The sequence below is a fragment of the Paenibacillus oryzisoli genome (assembly GCF_001653565.1).
Taxonomy (GTDB): Bacteria; Bacillota; Bacilli; order Paenibacillales; family NBRC-103111; genus Paenibacillus_E; species Paenibacillus_E oryzisoli.
Map to the genome: position 1 here is coordinate 408,472 of NZ_LYPB01000049.1, position 17,273 is coordinate 425,744.

The following is a 17,273-nucleotide window of genomic DNA, read 5'->3' on the forward strand; positions in this document are numbered from 1 at the left end:
TTACATGGTCGCATTAACACTTGTGATGATTCGTTTCAACTGCTCATTAAAACTCACAATTTCTTCCTGTGATAGGCCGCTTGAAGCGAACAGTGTTTGCGGAATGCATAACGCCTGATCATAGAGAGCTAGCCCGGCTTCTGTAATACGTATGAGAACTACCCGCTCATCTTCCTGTGAACGGTTCCGAACAAGCAACTTCTGCGTTTCCATTCGTTTGAGCATTGGAGTCAGTGTACCTGAATCCAGGTCAAGCTTTTCGCTAAGCTCCTTCACCGTGCTCTCCTTTTGCTCCCAGAGCACAAGCAGTACCAAGTATTGCGGATAGGTGATACCAAGCTCCTCTAGAAGAGGGCGATACATACGGGTAATCGCTCTGGAGCTTGCATATAGACTGAAACAAAGCTGATTCTCCAGCTTCAAAAATTCACTGCTGCTCATCGTCGTTTCCTTTCCTTCCGTCGTATTGTGAACAATCGATTTGCTTCCAATTTAAACAAAAAGCGCCCGACTGTCAATACAAAACGCGGATGAGCCCCCATTCATTGGGTACACATCCGCGTTTTGTAAGTTTACCTATCTAATATTCTGACTTTTCACATACTCTAACCATTGTTTCTTGTACTCTGCTTGAATTTTATCAAGTCCTGCCACTTTCGCTTTCTCCATAAATGTTTTCAGTCCGCCTTCAACATCCGCAACGAGTCCTGCCTCCAGTGGATACAGATATTGTTTCTCCACTTGCTCTAGTGCTGCTCTTTCTGCTTGATAACTGGTGTAGTCTTCTGCAAAGCCCGTGTATTTATCCGGTGTTGCAATTTTATCCAGATCAGCGAAGATCTTCTTCACACCGTCGTATCCTTTATCGAATAACATAAACTCAGGATTTCTCCAAGCCCAGCCCTGCATAGCTTCTCTAGGGAAACCATTACTGTTCGTGTCACCGATCATCGTGTAGTACCCATTATCAACCGTGTAGTTTTTGCCTAAGATACCATACTCGGTCAATTGATTGTATGTTTTGTCCGTTACCATTTTTTCATAAAAAGCAAGTGCACGCTCCGCATTTTTACTGCTTTTCGGAATCGCGAAGCCATTGTGAATCGGGTGAACGGGCTCGGCGTGCCCTTTAATCATTGGCGCTGGATAATACTCAAGCTTCCAGTCTGGGTGTGTAGAAGCAATTTTCAACTTTTGATCATTGAAACGGCTCGGATTATCTCCTAAGTTCGCTGCTGCTTTACCGCTCGTAATTAAATCTGTCATCGCATCTTTCGTGTTCAGAACGTTCTTCGTAATGTAGCCAGCATCCTGCCATTTCTTCATGGCTTTCAACTCATTCAAGTGCTCTGTTGAACCCCAGTATGTGCTAACTTCGGATGGCGTTTTATATCCAATGTTCAAGCCGTAGGGAACAGCACCAATGGGATCAATTGTTAAATTCTTGTATTGGTCAGACAGACTTCCTTTCACATCACTATTTGCAGCCAGCGGTACCATATCAGGCACATTTTTCTTAATTCCAGCCAAATACGCTTCAAAATTTGCTAGCGAATCTGGTTTCGGCAAATTGAATTTCTCTCTGAGATCTTCACGCCAGATGAAGCCTGTCGTTACATACTCTTTATACGTGGCAGGAACGGTGTAGATTTTGCCATCAATTTTGACAGCTTCCCACATGTCCTTCGGTACGAAGCTATTCAATTTAGGCGCTGCTTTCGGAAGTAACTCATCGAGTGCTAAGAAAGCTCCTTTTTTGGCGTAGGATTGATACTGTGTCCATTCTGCTGTGAAGATCAAATCCACCGCTTGACCGGAAGATAATAGCAGCTTATATTTCTGATCCCAATCCGTCCATGTTGTGAAATTGAATTTGACCGTTGCGTTCAAATCCTTCAAGGCCAGCTTGTTAATTTCTTCTTCGATGATCGGAAGATCTTTCGGTGCAGGTCCTAACATATAGAATTGCAATTCAACCTTCTTCGATGTGTCTATTCCTGCTGGTTTAGCTGTAGCCGCTGCTGCTGAAGCCTCTGGCGCTTTTGTTGCTGGGGCTGTGGAAGGACTTGGTGAACTTGTGGATGTAGAACTGCTACACCCTGCAACAACGGAGCCGGCAAGCGCTAAAGCCATTGACACACTGTACATCTTCTTCGCATTCATTTTCATGTGAATCCTCCCTTTATTTGTACTCATATCAAATTGGATGAAACCATCTATGTTAGCTGACGGAACAATTCCGTAACAGTTCTAACCTTTTACAGCGCCTATGGTTAGGCCTTTAACGAAAAATCGTTGAACGAATGGATACAGGAATAAAATCGGCCCTGTTACGATAATCGCCATCGCTAGTTTAGTTGATTCAGATGGAATGTCCTGACTCATCGTCACTCCCGTAGAGACACCGAGCTGTGAAACCGCAGCAGCCGTGTTAATGATGTTATACAAGAAATACTGCAGCTCATATTTGTTCTGATCATTAATGAAGAGCGATGTTGAAAACCAGCTGTTCCAATAATGTAACGCTAGGAATAATCCAACAGTAGCAATCCCAGGCATGGCTAAAGGAAGAACGACTCGGTAATATATCGTGAAATCATTCGCGCCGTCAATCTTGGAAGACTCGGTCAACTCTTCAGGAATCGAAGACTTAATGAAGCTGCGCATTAATATAATTAGAAAGGGAGACATCAACCCTGGGAATATCAGTGCTGCGTACGTATCTGTTAACTGCAGATATTTGGTCATCATGATGTACCAAGGGACAAGACCACCACCGAAGAGCGTAGTAAAGTAAATATAGAAGGAAAGCTTATTTCGATACTTAAAATCTTTCCTTTGCAGCACATAGCCAGCCATCGTCATCATGAACAGCCCGAGAGCCGTTCCTACCACCGTCACAAAGATGGTAACCCCATAGGCTGTCAGCACTTTCTCAGGGAATGTTAGAACCGCCTTGTAAGCTGTCAATGAAAAGACGCTCGGTATGAGATGATATCCATCTTTAATAATCGATTCATTGTCCGTTAGAGAACCAGAAATGATTAGAAGGAAGGGGAATAAACAGATCACAGAAAACGCGATAATGACAAGATAAGCAATAATGTTAAAAGTAACCGAATCAATTCCTCTAGTGCGCATGTGCTCTCACCTCCTAAAAAAGTGCATATTCATCGTTGGATTTTTTAATCAGATAATTGACGGTCATAATGAGAACGAACCCGAAGATCGATTGGAACAATCCAGCTGAAGTCGCCATACCGATATCAAATGTTACTTTCAAGGAACGGAAAACGTAGGTGTCCAGAATGTCTGTTGCATTGTACAGAATACCGTTATTCCCAATTAACTGGTAGAACAGATCGAATTGACCTTTCATAATGCTGCCTAATGCAAATAAAAGCAATATAATGAAGGTTGGCTTCAACATGGGAATTGTAATAAACCAAATCCGCTGAAAAATGTTCGCGCCATCAATCGTCGCAGCTTCGTAATACTCATCACTAATGCCCGTTATCGTGGCTAGATAAATCACCATGGTATAACCAACATTTTTCCACACATAGAACATAATCAACAGGAAAACCCATGAAGAAGGTGTGTTATAAATGTCCACTGGACCTGATCCCCAGGATTTAAGCGTTGTATTCACAAAGCCAGTGTCATAATTAAACATGTTGTAAGCGATTGCATTCAGCAGAACAAATGAAATAAAATAAGGTAAGAACATCACGGATTGGGTAAGTTTCTTAAAGAACTTTCCTGTCATTTCACTTAATAAAATGGCACAGAAGATGGCTGTCACATTTAAAAAAACGATGAATGCCAGGTTGTAGGCTACCGTATTCCGCGTTAGCGTCCACAGCACGCCTGATTTCCATAAGAATTCGAAATTTGCAAGTCCTACAAAGGGACTCCCAAAAAGTCCTCCATTAAAATCAAACCGGGTAAATGCAAAATAGATCCCAACCATCGGTACGTACGAATTAATAAAGAAGAAAATTAATGTTGGCGCTATCATGAGAAACAACAATTTATTTTTGCGTAACTCGTAGAAAAAACCTTTCTTTCGGATCATGCTGGTAAACCTCCCTGCGATAATATGTCCTGTTGATCTTGTCAGTTGCCATACTCGAATTATAGACAGAATTATTCCGTCAAGGATACTGAAGATCACCTAACATTTATGAACGGACCCACCCCAAACAGCCTAAACCGCATATGCACAATGTAAACTTTCATGGAGAATTCGGCGTTTCTAGTGCATTTTCAGCATCGAGGCGATCTGATTCCATTGCAAGCCAAATCAAGTTGGGATATACTTTTTTTACCAAAGGGGGGGCCGGATAGCTTGATACTTCGAAATCAAGAAAGCAAATTCATGTACCGCAACATACTTCTCAGTATTGTTTTATCCATCGTCATAACCTTGCTTGTCTCCTCTACAATTCTTTATTTCAACTTCGACAATATTGCGCTGAAACAAGTATACGAATCCGATTCCAACTCCTTGCTCCAAACAAGCCAAGAAATTCGAACCATTACGGAAACCGCAACCTCTCTGTCTTTTCAGATTTATCGTGATTTCGTGATCAGTAAATTGTTATTTTACGATAAACCAGATATTTATGATGTCCAAGGCAGCATGGCCCAATTGAATTTATACCGGCTAGCAATGCCGTTTATCGATTCCATTTATGTGTATAACGGTACCTCAGAGCTTTTCTACGTCAGCTCGAACAATTTTCAGAACGGTATCCAAACGAAAGCCAACCTTGGCGACCCTGGCATGGTCGATATCCTCGATCATTTTCAGGATTACATTCCCTTCTTGCCGATTCCAAGAACCTTCAAGTCAACCAATGTAAGCTCACTGCAAACAACTACTGTCGGGATCTATTCCTATTTGTGCTATGATGCCATCAATTTGAATAATTCCTTGAATTCTGCCGTTGTCGTGAATATCTCAGAATCATTCTTCAATAAATCATTGAAGAAAATCGCCAATAATCGGGCAAGTAACGAATTTATTATTAATAAAGAAGGCGTTCTGATTTCCACAGATGGATCCAATCCCGTACTTTCCAATTATGGGGATAGAAGTTACATCCAGAAGATTATCGCCCATGCTTCTTCACCTGGTTATTTGGTCGATAACGTTAATGATAATCCATCTTTAATTTCGTACACAGCGCCTGATTCCCTAGGATGGCGTTACGTCCGAACAACCCCTTACACCATTATTACAAAAGAGATCCGAGACATGCGTCTCAAAACGATTTATATCTCACTTAGTATTCTTCTAGTCGGGCTGCTCCTTTCGTTCTTTATGTCCAAACGATTATTCGGTCCCATCGATAAGGTCATCCGCAGCTTAAAGACATTAGAAATCGAAAAGCGAGATAACCTTCAAATTTTACGACAAAATTTCCTGAGAAATATTATGCTTGGTCGAGATGCCTACCATCCTCAGGCTTTGAAATCAAAATTAGCCTATTTCGGCTCCAAAATTACCATTAACCATCCTTCATTGCTTCTTATGGTCAAAATTGATAAATATGAGGAAAGCACTCGAACGTATAAGGATCAACTTACCTTGTTACGCTATGCCATCATGAATATTGGTACCGAAGTCAGCTCCTCCACCTTTCACGCGGAAGGCATCGATATGGGGGATGATCAAATCCTATTACTCCTGTCTGCGAAAGAAGCGGATTTCAAATGGGACCCCCTTTCTTTCACTGCGTTGCTTCACAATATACAATCATCCATATCTTCCTTCATTAAATTATCTGTTTCGATTACCGTAAGCCCGTTGCAGGATGAAACGATTCCGTGTTTCCAACTATATAAGCAGTTGTTGGAGGCCTCTTATCATCGATTGTTTCGAGGTCATGGTTGTATCATTTGGTCCGACGAGATCATCGCGTATCGCACCAAGGAGTACAAATTCCCATCTCAAAAGGAGAAACAACTCGTCGATTGCCTCATGACCGGTGATTCTGAGGAGGCCGAACTGCTGTACACGGAGATCGTGAATGAAACATCGCTGTACCCTTACACGGTCGTCCATTTGGCCATTTCCCATCTGACCTTAACCGTTAATAATGTACTAACAACAATCAACAAGAATCATGCGCTTGCCTTTCCCCTCTACTTGGATGCTGATGTCGCTTCGCTGACCCATGTCGAAATCATCGAAGAAATCAACGTGCAGTTCATTGACGTATTCAACCAGCTTCAGAAGAAGTTAGATGAGAAGCGAAGCTCTAAGCATGTGGAGCTGATCAAGAAAATGAACGACATTATTGATCGGGATTATGCGAATCAGAACTTGTCGCTTAACTCAATAGCAGATGAGCTCGCCATGTCTTCCATTTATATTAGTCGTTTGTATAAGCAGCATACGATGGCTGCCATAACCGATGTGATTCAAGATGTGAGGATGAGCAAATCCAAAGATTTGCTTTTAAATTCATCCCTATCCGTTGCTGATATCGCAGAGAGGACAGGATTCACAAGTGACTCGTATTTCTATCGCTTATTTAAGAAATATAATGGCATCACGCCGAATGATTTCCGCAAACAGCTCAAATATGAAAACACGCTCCTACAGAAAGGAATTGAAGAACGATGAATTGGCTACAAGATCACAAAAATCAATTACATCTTATTTTCGCAGAAGCAAAAGAAACTGTAAGCCGATTTCCTTCTCCATTGGAAGGGTTAGGTCTTGCCTATTTAGCTAAGTTTGACCCCACTCACGAAGGTAGCAGCAAGAATTATATCTGTTATCTTCTTCCCTATTGGATGAAAGATATCTGCAAGCTGCCTGTAGAGTCGTTCAACAAGCTTTCTCTTGCGAATATCTTCGTGATGCTGTACTACTTCATTCAAGACGATATCATGGATGCCAGCAAAGGCGAACACGCCAGTAAGTTACCGCTCGCAAACTTATTTCATGTCCAATTTCTTTCCATTTATCGCGAGCTGTTTCCTTCTAATTCCCCTTTCTGGGACTATTACGAAACTTATATCTTAGAATGGTCTAAGAGTGTAACGAATGAGCTTCAATCGGATTATTTCCACGAGGACAAATATCAAATTGCCAAGAAGGCTAGTCCTGTTAAAAATGCGAGCACAGGAGCGCTGCTACTTGCCAATCAATCGCATCTTATCCCAACAGTAACGGAAGCCGTTGAACAGACACTAGTAACTCTCCAGATGTTGGATGATTGGGCTGACTGGGAAGAGGATCTCGTGGATGGATCGTATAATTGCTTATTAGCATCCATCCGCAAGCAATTGCTACTTTCGCCTGCTGATATTCTTACACCCGACATGGTCAAGCAGCAGCTCTATGTCCATGATTTCTTCGCTGATTATGGGAACACAGCTGATTCCCATCATGAGCACCTGCGAAGCCTGTCTGTAGGGATGGATCAGTTGCTAGCTTTTCATGATACACTCGTGCAGAACATTCATCGTGAAACCTACGAAATCAAAGAACGAAGAGCGACTTTAGTATCTGGTGGATTTTACTATTTTTTGTCTAATTCTGATAGATTTTGATAGATTAATAGATGTAAACATGATATACTTTTGTTTGTAGGAAAAATTGCCCAAATGACTAGGAGTGATTACAAATGTCCACAAATGAAAGCGTTAAGGCCAAAATTATTCAAAAAGCTTGGGAAGATGAAGCGTTCAAACAACAACTTCTAGCCAACCCGAAAGCAGCGCTCAAGCAAGCATTTAACATTACACTTCCTGATGACATCAAGGTTAAAGCTGTTGAAGAGACTTCGACAGAATTCGTTTTAGTAATCCCTACAAACCCAGCCAAAGTTCTTGTTGCCTCTAATGCAGTCGAAATAGTGTGGTAAAATAATAAAGGTGTCCCGCTCAATCAGCGGAACACCTTTTCTTTAATGTATTGTCACATTTGGGAAACGTATAATTACTTCTGTACCTTGGTATCTTTGGCTTTTAAACTCGATACGCCCCTTCATAATCTCAATCAATCGAAACGTCACCATTAACCCTAGTCCCGTCCCCTTCGTCTTCGTTGAGTAATATGGCTCGCCTAACTTCCTTAGCTGCATGGGCTCAATTCCCTCGCCATTATCCTTAATATGTATGAATACCTCTTCATTTTTCTCATAAGCCCATATATGTATTTGTCCATCAGCTTGAAACGCCTCAATACTATTCTTAATAATGTTGATCAAGATTTGCTTAAGCTTCGATGAATTCCCGCTTATGTGTAAATCAGTAGGAACATTAACTATTATTCGTCCACCATTCAGCGTTGCTAAAGGAACGATAATACCTTCTATTTGACTAATTTCCTTACTTACATTCAATTCTACTAATTCGTCAAGCTGGGGCTTCGCAAATGTTAGAAAATCTGTAATAATGACTGAAGCCCGATCTAATTCTTCAATGGCAATCGTCATATATTCTTTGTTCTTATCATCCGTTCTTGCAGCAACAAGCTGCAGAAAACCTCGAGTAACCTGTAATGGATTCCTTACTTCATGTGCGACCGACGCTGCTAAGGAACTAATCATCTCCATTTTCTCGGAAAGCTGCAACTGATGATTATAGAATTCCAGCTCCTTGGAATAGTTCGACATCTGTTCCTGATTCATGGCGAAACGTCTGCCCAAGATCACGATAAGTGCAATAATAAATCCAACCACACCGAATTTCCATAAGAAGAACTGATACTTTTGATTATTCGTGTAGTAGAGTATGAGATCAAAGATACCCATGAGTGCAAATATGGCGAAGCCCGAAGAGAAGATGACAGCCTCTCGGTTTCCTCGAATGACAAAAACGATGGACAAACCAATAATTAATATAAATTGGAGAATCATAATTACACTTAACAAGGTCAGTGAGAAGAACGAATATATGTCTAAAAGTTGATAGTGATTGAGCTGATTTAGTACCATTAAAATAAGGCAGAATGCTGAATAGCCTATCTGAAATTTCCGGAAAATACGTATCCATTTAAATTTGCCATTATCGAATATTTTCTCAAAGAAATAAATAAGTGATGGTAAAAATACGGCTAAGGAAACATCAAAAGTGTTTACGATTAGAGCACCAAAAGGCGTGAAATTAGCATAAAGGAAAGGTGAGTAGGTAAGAAAGATCATACCTAATGTAAGAATAATCAGACTAAGTGATATCCAGCTTGTCCGTTGTTTCTGTTTGAGAAAGAAAGAGCAAACTAGCATAATAACAGCAATGAATAGAAAAGCAAACCCAAGAATAATATTCTGCAAATCCCGAAATATGAATGTACGTGTTAATAAGCTATAATGATCCAATCGAATATCGGAATGTATGCCTAATTGGTCCATGCTAGTCTGAAGCTTTAAATAAACACTTCCCCCACCGTCCTCAGCACTGATAGGCAGCAAACTCCGCTGTTCGTCGTAAGGAAAGTTAAATTTCACCTCATTAAGTAATCTATCTCCTATGTAAACCGATACATGTTGTGCATATATACCGTCAATATACATGCCATAATCTTTCGGAAGCTGGTTTGGTAGTTGAATATGAATCCAAGCTGTAGACACCTTATCTGGTTTATCTGGCATCTCCGCTCCACTTTCTATCGTTATCCATGAATCTTCCTGAGTCGAAGATATGATATCTTGAATTGTATCATCTGGCCCCCCCCACTTCATCTCCCAGTTTGGAATCGTTTTCACACTTTCGGGCTGCTCCGCCATCACATAATTCGCCATAAATAATAAGCCAAGGATCATAACTAACCCTATTTTCCAGCGCAAATGATGCTTTTGAAGCCATAATTGCATGTATTCACCTTCCCCCCGAACGCCTGTAATTTATTTACATTAAATGAATTCGACGGGGGTATGTGCTTTCCTTCTTAGCCTAGTAAACATTATACAAACAAAATGAAACGCTCACCTCATTTCAAAAGGCAAGCGATCCTTAATCGTAAGGCTATTTAATTGCGTCTGAGAAAATTCCAAATTCAACCATATATACAAAAAACCGCTTCCAAGTAGATCGCTCTTCTTGAAAACGGCTTTCGGAACTAGCTTACAGCTTCAAGCGATACATCGCTTTGTTTTCTAAACCGCGGATCATCGGCGTCCATGAATCGGACTCTGGTGTAACAAGCAGTGTATCCTCAACCATTTGCAGCTTCGCATCCATCGAATCGATGTAATGAAGTGCGACTGCCTCCGGTAGCTGCGGCAGCACCGGACTTCCCCACTCCGGCAAGTTGTGGTGCGATAGGACAATATGCTGCAACCCAATGACGAGGTCAGATTGGAGATCTAGCCCAAGGTGCAGTGCAGCCTCCGTAATCCAATTCGACGCCATGGAGATGTGACCCAGAAGCTTCCCTTGCACGCTATAGTCGGAAACAATACCGAGCTGCGCGATCATTTCTTCTGGCTTAGCAATGTCATGAAGGATAATGCCTGCTTTGATCAAGTCCGTATTGAGAAATGGACGCTGTTTACAAATAAACTCACCAAGTTCGAGCATCCGCACGATATGATAGGCAAGCCCTGCGAAATACGCATGATGATGTGTCTTAGCCGCTGGATAGTGGTCCAGCTTATCCCCAACCTTCGCCACGCAAAATGCGACGATAGACTGAATCGTTGGGTTGGTAATACTCGCCAACACGCCGTTAATCGTATGTATTAAATCCGTTGGACTGATCGGTGCTGATCGGATGAAATCCGTAATCTGCACGCCATCTTCAGGCCGTGCTTTGCGAATCTTTGCAATTTTCACTTGCAACCGTTCACGATACAATTGAACAAGTCCCTGTACCTTTACTAAAGTCATCGGGAAAAAGGTCTCTTTATCCGCACTACTGACGTCCCACATTTTAGCAGATACTTGTCCAGTCGCATCACAGAGTACAATATCCATGAAATCCTTGGCAGGGGTTGTATTCGTTTGTTTAACTTCCAGCTCTTTAATTAAGTAGAAACCTGTAAATTCATCTGGTGCTTGTAAATGTTTAATTAATGTCATGTGTGTGCCTCCAATAATCAATAGGAACATTATACTACGAAATGCTCCCAATTGATTAGTGTTCTGCCTAGAAATTTATGTTTATACACTGACTTTTCACATGACATACTCACGAAAAACCTCATTCACATACACATATTTACTCGCGGGATATTTGAACCCTAGGAAAAAGCCAGAGAAATCAATCTCCACCGAAACTAATCTTCGACTGGTTACGGTTCTTCGTATCAGATTATTTAACAAGGCCTCATTCTCTGTATTAATTGCCTTTACTACTAGTGCCGCGTAGCGCGGATTGCAAATAATTGCTCGATATAACGGAATAACGGCGTTCGCAATCGCACGATTGATTGTGGCATTGAAGGTGAATTGCACTTGACCAGGGCGAATTGTTGTCCCATTCGTGATTACAAGAAGCGGTTTCGGCAAAGGAAAATCAACGAACCACCATATAGAGTAGACTATTGCTTATGACTTGGGATGGTGTGGGCTTAGGTCGAAAATGGAGATGCCTATTTACAACTTGCAGCAAGCAGCTTTCGGGGAATTAACTGGATTTTCTACATCTATTTCCGAGTAAAACTAGCCCTTTAGGGCATTTAAATGGATTTCCTACATCTAATTTGGCTCAACATGTTACCATTGGCCGAAAAGGGCTTGAAATGACGGGAGGAAATCAGAGGAAATCCAGTTATTCTGCAAAATGCACGAACTTCACTTGAATTAGCTGTAGGAAATCCAGTTAAAAGTATGCCGAGGTTGCCCTATGATAGCCGATGTGTTTCCTTCACGAGCACCCTGCGCAATGCAACCTGACATCAACTTCACTTCCGCTACCGCGCGAAGCTCCCAGCGCGCGGTTTGGCGTCGCAAGTTAATATCAAAAAGCCTGCTTGAGCTGAGACTCAGGCAGACTTATCAACGCTAGATTAACTTTAAGCAGAAATCATAAGTTTGATTTCCCTTCTCATAAACGCCTCGCGATTACCTCATTTCGCGCCTCATTCCAATCCCATTGGTAGCCTAGTTCTTCCGCAAGTTTCGCCCAGCTAATGAGTACGAAATTGTTCAGCACTTGCACGTCTGCCGAAGGAATCGTTCCATTCCTACCCATGAATGTGTATTGAATGCGCTTATTCTCTTCATCATACGTAGCATCACCTTGGCCTAGCTTCTCGAACGTTTGACTGAGCGGCACCCAAGGTATGCCTCCGATGACGATGGGTTTGATCCCATTGTAAGCGACCGTTTGACCTTCGTTCCTGATACGGATAAACGGCAAATGATGCGCGATTTTATTACCTTTCAGCAAGGTAATCCTTCCGCTGTCTAACTCTACTCGCTCTCCTTCTGAGAGATGAGCAATTTTGTTCTTCGCGACTTGGTCATTCAACTTGATCTGATAGGTATGCTCCATCCGCTTATGCAGTTGAGCCATTTCTTCTGGGGTCGTCGACTTCAGGCTTCTCCCCTGCATCTGCGCCATCAACACGCCGATAGACTCGCCAGCCATTGCGCCATTGGGCTGAATTCTTGCGCTACCGTATGCTACAGCAGATGCACCAACCAGCTTTCCTGCGGTGACGATGTTGTCATAGTCTTGAAGCAAATAGCTTCGCAGAGGCATGCCATATTTATCTGGACGCCCAATAGCTAGTCCTTCCCGATTCGAGCGCGAACCTTGAATGTCCATGAAATATCCTCCGACGCTAACGTTATCCCAGAACATTCGGCCGCTCATTAAATCAGATGCTTGCAGCACATAGTCAGTTGGATAATGGTTATACTCACGGATGTACAGCTCGTTCGGTTCTCCACCCAGTTCCAACTGCTCGAAGCCTGCCATATGTTTACGTAGATGATCTCGGATGAATGGCATCTCTTCTTTGGCAAGCTGCATCCCCCGCGCAATCGTTTCTTCTCGACTGGGGTCGATGCCATAGACCTGAAGCGCATTAATGATGATCTCGCCATTGCCTTGATTCAGAATGTTCAGTCCTCGGAGATTAAGCTCATTCTTGTTGTGCAGTTCATAAGCCGATACAATTGGCGGAAACCCATAAGCAATGTGCGAATTCACATAGCTTTCGGGTCCGAATGTATGTGCTCGCTCGATCTTCGTCATTTTCCAAAACTGATTTTGAAACTTGTCCCAATCGACTCCCCTAAATTTCATCATGTACGTGCCACTCATATATTCGCGTTCCTTGCTCCCATATAGCGCTTCCAATCCAGGAAGCGGTTGGACATCGAGTTTACGAATTAACGCAGCATCATCCGAATTATCAACAAGATAAGAAGGCTTCACCATTCGCTTTTTCCCGTCACCGTCTTGATAGGCAAGTGAAATGACCTTCTTATCTGAAACTTTCAAGTCTTCAAGCACGATGTTTCTCTCAACAGGAATGCCCTCAATAAGCTTGTGAAAATAATGGGCGAACTCGGTTTTCGTACGGATACTTCCTTGCGTGTACTGTTGAAAAAGCTCCTTCATCCCACCTTGCATGAGGGGAGTACCCTCATCATCGTAGGTTCCATCGAGATAGAGCATCTCTCCCTGAATGAGTTGTCCGCCTAGTCGCTCTTTCGTTTCAAGGATTAATACATCAAGTCCTTCCTTCTTCGCTTTTTGAGCAAGATACATACCTTCTAGTTCTGTTCCCATGACCACCACATCGGGCTCAAAAGTCGAATGCGTATGTAGGGTAAATCCCCCATCACTGTCTCGGAGCAACCCGTAGTAACCTAACAGACCGCCAACGATCGTAATAAGGACGAGAATACCGGAAATCACTGCCGATTTCATCTGACTCACTAGCCATTTTCTCAAAAAGTTCATCACCCTGCTGCATCGAATACGTGCTTTTCCTTATTGTATTCATATTACAAGAAAAAACCAACAGGAATTTGACCAATGAAGGACCTTTCCATAAACAAACATGCGTTGGTTAATTCGCAACAATTTTGGCAGCTGCTTCTTCAGCGAATTGAGCTCGCAATCGTTCTTTGCGCTCTTCGCGCTCTTGCGGTTTCATCCGTGGACACGTATAGCAATATTGCCCGCCCTCTGTCCGGTAGTACATACAGCAAGCCGTCTTCATTTTAATTGTCGTATCAGGCTCGCCGGGTTTACCAGGGTAATCCAGATTCACAATGTTTACATGCAAGGGATTGCGAAGGCGACCGAACACTTCACCTTTTAACTCCTTGGTAACGAATACATGGTCCTCTTCATAGCGAGCATGCCACTCCTCTGATACACTTGCTTCTTTCCATTGCCCGAAAATAAACCGAAGGCGCATGGGTACAATTTTCCACAAATGCCTAATATCCATATCAGCGGCGGCAGCTATCGCTTCGACAATTGGCCGGATCGTCTCCGCATACCAGCGGGATAAGTGTGCTTCACGCCATTCGCTGCGACCTCCACAGGGCGGACCGCTAAGCGGTCTTATTTCTTGCAGCACAATTCGGAATTCAATAAACCCCTTCTCACTCCGATACAATTGCAACGCCCATAACGAAGGAGACAGATCCACTAATTCATCATGTGTCACCATATATTGCATCGCCGCATTCAGACTTCCGAGACGGCTGATCAAGTAGGCACCAGCAGCTGCAGGTTCAAGCGCCTTCATTAGCGGCGAGTATACTTGCAATAGCTCTTGCATCCCTATCTCCGTCAATAAACGTGTTCCTGCTATCGTGATAATCGGGTCTGGATGGGAATCCGTTGTAACTCCGTAATTTTCCGCTATATATGTCTGAACTGATGTACTCATGTTCCTCTCTCCTTGTCGTTAGCGTAGTTCACCCCATTAGAATTCTCATTTGATTATACCACTATTGATAATGACAATCATTATTAAGTATAAGATAACCTAGTTTTTATAACACAAAAAAGCCTGCTCAATCTTCAACGCCTAGCCACAGAAGATTGAGCAGACTTTATGTTAAATTTCGAAGACAACTAATTGATCTAATCACTATCTCCCACCAGTTAAGTGTTCCATCATCTCTTCTTTAGCTTCGTCTAAAGAGGGAAGTTCACTTGTCAAGTACACTTGAATTTCAAACGCAACTAGAATTTGCTTCAAGTAATGAAAAAGGTCTTCACTACAAATCCATATTTCTTTAGGAACGACATGTACTTTCTCAATAATGTCCAGCAGGAGTCCGACGATCTTATCTGGAGTTTCGGATTTGTCCGACAAACCGAACCCCAGGATCTGATTCGACTCTTGATCAACTATCAATCCCATCATTGGGTAGTACGGTCGATTCCCTTCGTTAATTGGCATAGGTGCATAACTGCAATCTATTTCCCAAATCCCTTCATACCCTTTAAGTGTCTTTTTGGCTTTAGCCAGGCGTAATTCATCGATAGCACTTGTTTCTAAAATATGAACATGACCTGGAGGCTTCGGTACTATCCATTGATCTGACCAAACCAAGTTCTGCACATTTCTATTCGATACTCTTGTTAGGAAAGCATTGTCCTCGCCTTCCATCAGGGCATACTTAAAAAAGTTAAATCTCCCTCATTCTGAATTGGCCATGGAACAAACCCAGGTTCATATAATCTGAAAGTCGGCCAAGCATTTGCTCCTCGGAACTTCAATCCAAGCTCTTTTATTTGTTTGAGTTCGGAGGGGTACAACTCATCTCTACTGTCGAATAAAAGCATTAAGCAATGTTGCGAGAACATCGGATCTATATCCTCTTCCCCACTCAACATGCCCAGCAAAGTCTCTAGGCCGAAATAGACAGCCAGACCATACAACTCGCCTCCATTTCCCATAATGCAACAATAGCCTATGTCTCCATTCAATGGATTCTCCACACCAAAAACATGAACATTCTCAAAGTAATTCCAACATTCCGCCTTTTTGAACGCTGCCGCTGCTTCATAAAGTCCTTGCCATTGCTCCGCAGTCGGACTCATCTCATTCATTTTTTCTTCAGCTCCCATCGTGGCCTATTTTTTCGAAGACTAACTGTATCGTTTGGGCGACCCTCCATTCCCATCCAACACTTGGGGTTTACTCCCCTTCGTATTCATATCTGACACACTTTCTACACGAATCTGGAAGTGCCATTCATCTCCATAATCGAATAAATACAGGAAGGTTTGACCAATTGTCAAATTCAACTCCCCAAGTTCAGCCTCATCTGCCCCTGGCTCTTCCCCGTCATCAGGCGAATAGAAGGCAAATCTAGACCAACTCTGACCATCCATAAAGAAAGCATATAAATGATCATTGTCTAAATCAAATGCGCTTTGAATCGCAATATGCAGCTGATGCAACGTTTGATGTGATGAAATCCGAATGGTACGCCAGCACTTAAGGTGCAATGAGATTTTAAGATCATACGTTCCATCTACGAATATTCCCGTTAACCTAGGCAAGAAACTTACCAACTCTCCAATTGGAAATAATGGTTTGAATGATTCTATAAAAGGCTCATCCGAATCTCCACGCCAATCGCCTGAGTCACGTCTTAATTGTAAATTCCAATCGCGCAAATCTCTTGTTTCTATTAGAACAGCACCTAGTTGGTAAAGCAATAGAGACGGCGTAATCGTTTGGGCTACATAATGATATTTGGCATGCCATATAGCCGAACGTTTCTCATCTTTGGTCAGCTCCCAGAATCCGAAATAGGTAAAATAATGCATAAAATAATTCCATCTATATAAGAATGATACGAGATTCTCATTGTCAGAGTTATCACTTACAGTTATTACAGCTCCAAATGGGCATTTCAGTAGTTGTTCAAATAAAATGGAGACACCATAACCGGGGCTATAGCGTTCTCCGTACTGCAGATCATCCCAATTTACATCGACCCAAAAGGTTTCTAGTAAGCACATATACTGCTCGGTCTCATTCATTTGAAGAAACAAAGAGAGCCGTTCTGTTCTCTCAAGTGTCGCTTTTCCACTCTTCGCCTGAATTATGCTAAAAAATCCTGCTGCTATACAAATATGATAATACAAATGCAAAAGAGGATATGTATCCTGATCAGATGTCTTCGTGCGACCCTCTTCTGGTACAGACATTCGCGCATTTATTTCCAATAAGTTATTTCTTGAAAGCCATTGCCTAGACTTCGTTAGTCCAACTTCTTGAGATGTAAGATAATCCGTAAAAGTTAGGAAGTCTTTTATAAGTTGTTCCGGTACTTTTACAACCTTTGCAAGATGTTCCATGTCCATTCCCGGCCTC

At 42.3% G+C, this 17,273-nt stretch carries 15 protein-coding genes; 3 read left to right on the forward strand and 12 right to left on the reverse strand.

Features of this window, described 5'->3' with window-relative positions:
* The 4 genes from A8708_RS07760 to A8708_RS07775 form a co-directional block, all read right to left on the reverse strand.
* On the reverse strand, positions 1–441 hold the full coding sequence (locus tag A8708_RS07760; protein WP_068662912.1) for a MarR family winged helix-turn-helix transcriptional regulator: 441 nt from the start codon (positions 439–441) through the stop codon (positions 1–3).
* 135 nt (positions 442–576) lie between these two features.
* Complete coding sequence (locus tag A8708_RS07765) at positions 577–2,175, reverse strand: extracellular solute-binding protein (RefSeq protein ID WP_420848539.1); 1,599 nt, start codon at positions 2,173–2,175, stop codon at positions 577–579.
* Between the two features lie 75 nt (positions 2,176–2,250).
* Complete coding sequence (locus A8708_RS07770; RefSeq protein ID WP_068662913.1) at positions 2,251–3,141, reverse strand: carbohydrate ABC transporter permease; 891 nt, start codon at positions 3,139–3,141, stop codon at positions 2,251–2,253.
* Positions 3,142–3,154: 13 nt separating this feature from the next.
* Complete coding sequence (locus A8708_RS07775; RefSeq protein ID WP_082927329.1) at positions 3,155–4,078, reverse strand: ABC transporter permease; 924 nt, start codon at positions 4,076–4,078, stop codon at positions 3,155–3,157.
* Between the two features lie 273 nt (positions 4,079–4,351).
* On the opposite strand from A8708_RS07775, the gene A8708_RS07780 reads away from it, so the two are divergent.
* The 3 genes from A8708_RS07780 to A8708_RS07790 all read left to right on the forward strand — a co-directional run bounded on the left by A8708_RS07780 (position 4,352) and on the right by A8708_RS07790 (position 7,886).
* Positions 4,352–6,637 (forward strand): AraC family transcriptional regulator, encoded by a 2,286-nt coding sequence (locus A8708_RS07780; protein WP_167355856.1) that lies wholly within the window; start codon positions 4,352–4,354, stop codon positions 6,635–6,637.
* On the forward strand, positions 6,634–7,572 hold the full coding sequence (locus tag A8708_RS07785) for a hypothetical protein (protein ID WP_068662914.1): 939 nt from the start codon (positions 6,634–6,636) through the stop codon (positions 7,570–7,572). The genes A8708_RS07780 and A8708_RS07785 overlap by 4 nt, the downstream gene beginning before the upstream one ends.
* Positions 7,573–7,646: 74 nt before the next feature.
* Positions 7,647–7,886, forward strand: coding sequence for an NHLP leader peptide family RiPP precursor (locus A8708_RS07790; RefSeq protein ID WP_068662915.1), 240 nt, complete (start codon positions 7,647–7,649; stop codon positions 7,884–7,886).
* 42 nt (positions 7,887–7,928) lie between these two features.
* On the opposite strand, the gene A8708_RS07795 is transcribed toward A8708_RS07790, so the two are convergent.
* From A8708_RS07795 to A8708_RS07830, 8 genes are all read right to left on the reverse strand, one after another.
* Positions 7,929–9,836: an ATP-binding protein gene (locus A8708_RS07795; protein ID WP_068662916.1), complete on the reverse strand. Its 1,908-nt coding sequence runs from the start codon at positions 9,834–9,836 to the stop codon at positions 7,929–7,931.
* A gap of 250 nt (positions 9,837–10,086) precedes the next feature.
* A complete protein-coding gene (locus A8708_RS07800; protein ID WP_068662917.1) occupies positions 10,087–11,043 on the reverse strand; it encodes a 3'-5' exoribonuclease YhaM family protein in 957 nt (318 codons plus the stop codon).
* A gap of 96 nt (positions 11,044–11,139) precedes the next feature.
* Positions 11,140–11,472: a hypothetical protein gene (locus A8708_RS07805; protein WP_068662918.1), complete on the reverse strand. Its 333-nt coding sequence runs from the start codon at positions 11,470–11,472 to the stop codon at positions 11,140–11,142.
* Between the two features lie 538 nt (positions 11,473–12,010).
* Complete coding sequence (locus A8708_RS07810) at positions 12,011–13,873, reverse strand: FAD-dependent oxidoreductase (RefSeq protein WP_167355857.1); 1,863 nt, start codon at positions 13,871–13,873, stop codon at positions 12,011–12,013.
* Positions 13,874–13,991: 118 nt separating this feature from the next.
* Positions 13,992–14,825 (reverse strand): (2Fe-2S)-binding protein, encoded by an 834-nt coding sequence (locus tag A8708_RS07815; protein WP_068662920.1) that lies wholly within the window; start codon positions 14,823–14,825, stop codon positions 13,992–13,994.
* 204 nt (positions 14,826–15,029) lie between these two features.
* A complete protein-coding gene (locus A8708_RS07820; RefSeq protein WP_068662921.1) occupies positions 15,030–15,554 on the reverse strand; it encodes a DUF6930 domain-containing protein in 525 nt (174 codons plus the stop codon).
* The gene (locus A8708_RS07825) at positions 15,554–15,997 is read right to left on the reverse strand and encodes a DUF7309 domain-containing protein (protein ID WP_068662922.1); all 444 of its coding nucleotides are present in this window, start codon (positions 15,995–15,997) and stop codon (positions 15,554–15,556) included. Before A8708_RS07825 ends, A8708_RS07820 begins: the two co-directional genes overlap by 1 nt.
* A gap of 39 nt (positions 15,998–16,036) precedes the next feature.
* Positions 16,037–17,263: a plasmid pRiA4b ORF-3 family protein gene (locus tag A8708_RS07830; RefSeq protein ID WP_068662923.1), complete on the reverse strand. Its 1,227-nt coding sequence runs from the start codon at positions 17,261–17,263 to the stop codon at positions 16,037–16,039.
* Between the last annotated feature and the right edge of the window lie 10 nt (positions 17,264–17,273).